This window comes from Haloparvum sedimenti, assembly GCF_001462205.1.
GTDB classification, from domain to species: domain Archaea; phylum Halobacteriota; class Halobacteria; order Halobacteriales; family Haloferacaceae; genus Haloparvum; species Haloparvum sedimenti.
Window position 1 is genome coordinate 1 of record NZ_LKIR01000071.1, and the last position, 4,143, is coordinate 4,143.

The following is a 4,143-nucleotide window of genomic DNA, read 5'->3' on the forward strand; positions in this document are numbered from 1 at the left end:
ACGCGAGATAGGTCCGGAGCGTCCGAACGGTCTCGTCGGCCAACTCGATCTCGGTGTAGCTCGGCGTGCGGTCGGTCGGGTAGTCCTTCTGAAGGTCGGCCGGGAGCGCGAGCACGCCGTCGTCTAAGTCGACGTGGTCGGCCACGTCGAGCGCGACCGCCTCACCGACGCGCAGGCCGGTGTCGTAGAGCGTGGCGATCAGCGCGTCGTTGCGAGCCGCGAGATACGGCGCGCTCGCTTCGACGGTCGCGGAGCGCATCCGGTCGACCTGATCCGGCTTCAGCCAGACGGTCGCTTTCTGCTCAGTTTGGGTTTCCATTGTGATCGTGATTCCGAGGTAGTTGGTTTATAAACGGTGCAGGGTGGGAAGGGTGCGAGTTTGGGATTCTGTATAGAGAATCCAAAGCTCGGCTGAAGGTTTCACACACCCCCATCAGCGAGGAGTGTCCGCTGTTCGGTCTTCGGCGGTTCGGGAGAGTCGGTTAGGTGAGGTGAAAAGCGTCTGAGGTCTTCGATCAGCTGTGCGCCGGCCTTCGCTGCCTGTACTGACATGCGCTCGGCACCGGCGTCGACGCCCGCAATAGCCGTCTGCATTGGCGTCGAATAGTCCACGCTGTCGAGGAGATCGGGATTCTCGTGAACGGCAGCGACGACCGCGTCGGTCGCACCCCAGCCGAGTCCGTGGAGCCACGCCCGCGGTGCCTCGTTCCGAACGCACCGAGCGGCTTCGACCCGCCGATAGTCCGACGCGGCCGAGTCCTTCAGCCCGCCAATCGCGTAGCGGTCGTGAGACGGCAGCTCCTTCACCGCGTCGGCGTGAGGTGCCTGAAGTGGAACGATGATCTCGCCGTCAAACGGGTGAGACTCCGCGAGATCGAGTCCGTCCCGAACGCTGTGGATGCTCGCGGAGTACGCATCTCCGAACTGACGTTGGGCGGCCTCGTAGGCCTCCCACTCCTCCGGGTCTTCCTCGGGGTCGAGGATTTCGTCGTAGAGATCGAACGGGAAGTAGTCCGCGAGCAGCACCATGTCCGCATCGACACGAACCGCCTCATCGAGCACGTCCCGATTCCCGATGTGGGGCGATTGCGGCTCGCTGTCAATGATGTACATCTCGCAGGCGTTCCGGTACGCTCGCGACGATTCCGCGGGCGGCTGCATCCGCCACGGCCAGTAGATCCGGTGACCGTCGTTTGCCGAGAGGTAGAGGTCGACGAAAGCCTCGTCGACGAGCCGCCGAAGGTACTCGTCACGGAGCATCAGTCGAGGACCTCCACCGTGTCGCAGTCGTCACACAGGTAGCCGGCGCCGAGACCCTCACCGCACTCACGGCAGCGGCTTTCCTTGTTTCCCTCGCCGCCCGTCATCGGTCGATCCTCCGGTACTCGACGACGTGCGAGGCGTTCGCGGAGTCATGCTCCCACGGCCGCGTCCGGCCGGCCTCGAACAGCACGCGCTGTTTCTCTCGACACGTCAGGCAGGTGCAGACGAACGCCCGCGGCCGGTCCGGATCCCGCTCGTAGGGGGCGCGGACCGCGTCGGGCGTGACGATCGTGTCCGCACCGTACCGCGACTTACTCGCCATCGGCGTCCACCTCCCGACCGGTCGCGGGATCGATGGTGATCGGTCCGTTCTCGGGGTCCGCCTCTTTGACGGCTTCCGCGGCCCGCCGCGGCGTCCGGTCGGCGGGGTGCCGGTCTACGAGCGACTGGCGCACGGACTTGTACCGGACGGTCCGGCGGAGATCGTCGGTGTCCACAAGCCCGGCGTGGATCAGGCTGTTCAGGTCGGTCTCGAAGTCGGCCCGCTTCCGTCGTTCGTGCTCCCACGCCATCCACATCACCGAGGTCCCGAGTAGGCCGGCCACGAGCGCGCTTCCGGCTTCGATCATCGTCCTCCCCCCGCCTCGTCGTCCTCCTCGAAGACGAGGCTCTCGCCGGCCGCGTCGACGTTCGGCGCCGCGCCGACCACGTTGCTTACTCTACTCGCCATCGCCCTCACCTCCGGCGACCGCGTCCGCGTCCCGCACGACGACCGTCACCTGATTGATCCCCTGATGGAGCGCGATCACGTCCGCGTTCCGCATCGGCCGCAGCGCGACGTGCCGCACCGACTCCGTGCTGATGTTCAGCTTCTGCGCGAGGATCGACTCGGCCGCGCCGAGTTCGATCCGTCCGCCCACGCCGGCGTAGTCGACCAGCTCCTCGTAGCCGTCGCGGGCCTTCATCGGCAGGTCCGCGAGCGCACCGGCCGCGTCGTCGGCCGCGTCCTCGCCGTCGACGAGCGCCACGCGGACCGCGAACCGCAGCGCCTCCGACCGCGATCCGAACTCCTCGGCCGCCTCGTCGAGCGCGTCCGTCAGCGTCGGGTCGTTCATCCGCGCCGACACGCGCTCCCCGTCCGCGCTCATTCCGACCCCCCCATCAGGTTGATCGGCTCATGCCACGGCCGCTGTTTCTCGACTCTCTCACCCGTCTCCAGGTCTACCACGGAGAGCATGTTCCCGCCGTCAGTGGCGCCGCAGTAGGGACACGCGGGCGGCGTCGACGCCGCGAGCCCGCCGCAGTTGCGACACTCGTAGAGCTTCTCGACGTTCTTCATGCCGCCACCTCCGCGGCCGCGTCTCCGCGTCCGGGCGTCGCTTCGCGCAGCAGCGCGCGCGCCGCCTCCAAGTTCGCACGCACAGGCGCCCCGCGTACGTGAGGGCGCCGTTCTCGATGCCCCCCCGTGCCTGTGTGACAGAAGCCGAAGCGGTCGGTAGAGTCGTTGTTACCCCCGTCCACCAGCATATCGGTCTGTCTGACAGCCGTTCCGTTTGTCACACAAACGGCGCCCGTCATCGGTCGACCCCCTCGCCGCCGACGCGGCGCGCATCGGTCGCCGGGTCGCGGCGCACGTCCGGGCCACCGTCGGCGCGGAGCTGCGTCTCGTGCTCCTCGATGCGGTCGCGGGCGCTCCGGAGCAGGTTGCTCGCGGTGCCGGGCGAGACCTCCTCGCGGCGTGCCCACTCACGGACGCCCATCCCGCTGATCTGGGTCTCCACGTAGATCTCGCGCTCCCGCTCCGTGAGGAACGAGAGGGCCGGGAGGCTGGTCTCCGCGTCCCGCGCCTCGTCGGCATGCGCGACCGTCACCCTGTTGCCGCGGTCGTCCGGTAGCCCGCCGAACGCGGCCTTCCGGAGCGTGCAGAGGTGGGCGCACGGGCCGGCGTTGAACTTGAAGCCCTTGCAGTCGCAGTAGCCGGTCCACTCGCCGCCGTCGATGGCGAGCGCGACCGTGTGGGGCTCGCCGCCGGGAAGGGCGACCCTCCAGCCGATCCGGCTCGCGCGCTTGATGCTCGCCGCTCGCGGCTCGCCACGCTGCCACGAGGTTTCCTCGGTGCCGGCGAGTCGCTGGAAGTCCAGTCGCTCGCCCGTGTCGCTGTCGAGCGTGCTCCACTCCCAGAGGGTGCTCATGGCGGCGAACACCCCCGCGCAAAGTTCCCGGCTCCTCCCGCTTTCGGGTCCTCGATGTGGTTGTGGATCGCCTCGGCGACATCCGCAGGGTTGACGGCTCTCTCTACGATATACTCCCTCTCCGTTCGCACGTCGGCGCCGTCGATCACGGTGTCGACGAGCACATGAACGTGGTGGAACGAATCGCCCCGGCGCTCGAAGCCACTCCAGCCGGCGGAGTCACTCCACAGGATGAGCTGCGCGTCGCACTCCTCTCTGTCGACCGGCTGAAAGAGGCAGTCAATGCGGACGCTCTCGGTTTCCCGACGCACGATCTCCAGCGAGTCGCCCACTACGTCAACGTCAACGTCCACGTCCTCGATGCGGTCGATGTCGGCGCTCAGGTCCGGCACCGGATCGGGCTCGCGCTCGGAGCTCATGCCGCACCACCGTCCAATACGCGATCCGCCTGAAGGCGACGGGGGGCGGCTGGTTCCCAGTTCAACTTACGTTTTTGCCCCGATCTTCTCGAAGCCAGATCAGCCGCGTAGACCCGTCTTCTCGTGGGGAAAACGGGCTTTGCTGGTGAACTACGGTTCGGCTGAAAATGAAGTCCGGCCTCCCCGTTGGGAACGGTTCTACTGTTCGTCGGCACGAGTAATCGGCTTGTGGTTGCGTTGCTCATAGGTCGAAGTACCTCCGGCGCTGG

8 protein-coding genes and 1 tRNA gene (1 of these 9 only partly in view) are annotated in these 4,143 nt (G+C 67.3%); all 9 read right to left on the bottom strand.

Going from position 1 to position 4,143, the window contains the following annotated elements; translation table 11 throughout:
* Window positions 1-319: tyrosine-type recombinase/integrase (locus tag AN233_RS04915; protein ID WP_176696644.1), on the bottom strand; the 319-nt coding region annotated here is incomplete at its 3' end.
* 101 nt (window positions 320-420) lie between these two features.
* Complete coding sequence (locus AN233_RS04920; protein WP_058365734.1) at window positions 421-1,260, bottom strand: hypothetical protein; 840 nt, start codon at window positions 1,258-1,260, stop codon at window positions 421-423.
* Between the two features lie 103 nt (window positions 1,261-1,363).
* Window positions 1,364-1,585: a hypothetical protein gene (locus tag AN233_RS04925; protein ID WP_058365735.1), complete on the bottom strand. Its 222-nt coding sequence runs from the start codon at window positions 1,583-1,585 to the stop codon at window positions 1,364-1,366.
* Window positions 1,575-1,892 carry a hypothetical protein gene (locus AN233_RS04930; RefSeq protein ID WP_058365736.1) on the bottom strand — a complete coding sequence of 106 codons (318 nt, stop codon included), beginning with the start codon at window positions 1,890-1,892 and terminating at the stop codon, window positions 1,575-1,577. The genes AN233_RS04925 and AN233_RS04930 overlap by 11 nt, the downstream gene beginning before the upstream one ends.
* A 90-nt stretch (window positions 1,893-1,982) precedes the next feature.
* Window positions 1,983-2,411 carry a ribbon-helix-helix domain-containing protein gene (locus tag AN233_RS04935; protein ID WP_058365737.1) on the bottom strand — a complete coding sequence of 143 codons (429 nt, stop codon included), beginning with the start codon at window positions 2,409-2,411 and terminating at the stop codon, window positions 1,983-1,985.
* Window positions 2,408-2,602, bottom strand: coding sequence for a hypothetical protein (locus AN233_RS04940; protein WP_058365738.1), 195 nt, complete (start codon window positions 2,600-2,602; stop codon window positions 2,408-2,410). Before AN233_RS04940 ends, AN233_RS04935 begins: the two co-directional genes overlap by 4 nt.
* Window positions 2,603-2,837: 235 nt before the next feature.
* Window positions 2,838-3,455 carry an SWIM zinc finger family protein gene (locus AN233_RS17180; protein ID WP_058365739.1) on the bottom strand — a complete coding sequence of 206 codons (618 nt, stop codon included), beginning with the start codon at window positions 3,453-3,455 and terminating at the stop codon, window positions 2,838-2,840.
* Complete coding sequence (locus AN233_RS04950) at window positions 3,452-3,874, bottom strand: hypothetical protein (protein WP_058365740.1); 423 nt, start codon at window positions 3,872-3,874, stop codon at window positions 3,452-3,454. Before AN233_RS04950 ends, AN233_RS17180 begins: the two co-directional genes overlap by 4 nt.
* 173 nt (window positions 3,875-4,047) lie before the next feature.
* Window positions 4,048-4,143 (bottom strand) — tRNA-Tyr (locus AN233_RS17630); it runs 71 nt beyond the window's last position.

What these genes read in the sequence shown, in the direction of transcription:
- AN233_RS17180 (WP_058365739.1), bottom strand. Translation starts at nt 3,455, where the DNA reads ATGAGCACCCTCTGGGAGTGGAGCACGCTCGACAGCGACACGGGCGAG.
- AN233_RS04940 (WP_058365738.1), bottom strand. Translation starts at nt 2,602, where the DNA reads ATGAAGAACGTCGAGAAGCTCTACGAGTGTCGCAACTGCGGCGGGCTC.
- AN233_RS04925 (WP_058365735.1), bottom strand. Translation starts at nt 1,585, where the DNA reads ATGGCGAGTAAGTCGCGGTACGGTGCGGACACGATCGTCACGCCCGAC.
- AN233_RS04920 (WP_058365734.1), bottom strand. Translation starts at nt 1,260, where the DNA reads ATGCTCCGTGACGAGTACCTTCGGCGGCTCGTCGACGAGGCTTTCGTC.
- AN233_RS04935 (WP_058365737.1), bottom strand. Translation starts at nt 2,411, where the DNA reads ATGAGCGCGGACGGGGAGCGCGTGTCGGCGCGGATGAACGACCCGACG.
- AN233_RS04950 (WP_058365740.1), bottom strand. Translation starts at nt 3,874, where the DNA reads ATGAGCTCCGAGCGCGAGCCCGATCCGGTGCCGGACCTGAGCGCCGAC.
- AN233_RS04930 (WP_058365736.1), bottom strand. Translation starts at nt 1,892, where the DNA reads ATGATCGAAGCCGGAAGCGCGCTCGTGGCCGGCCTACTCGGGACCTCG.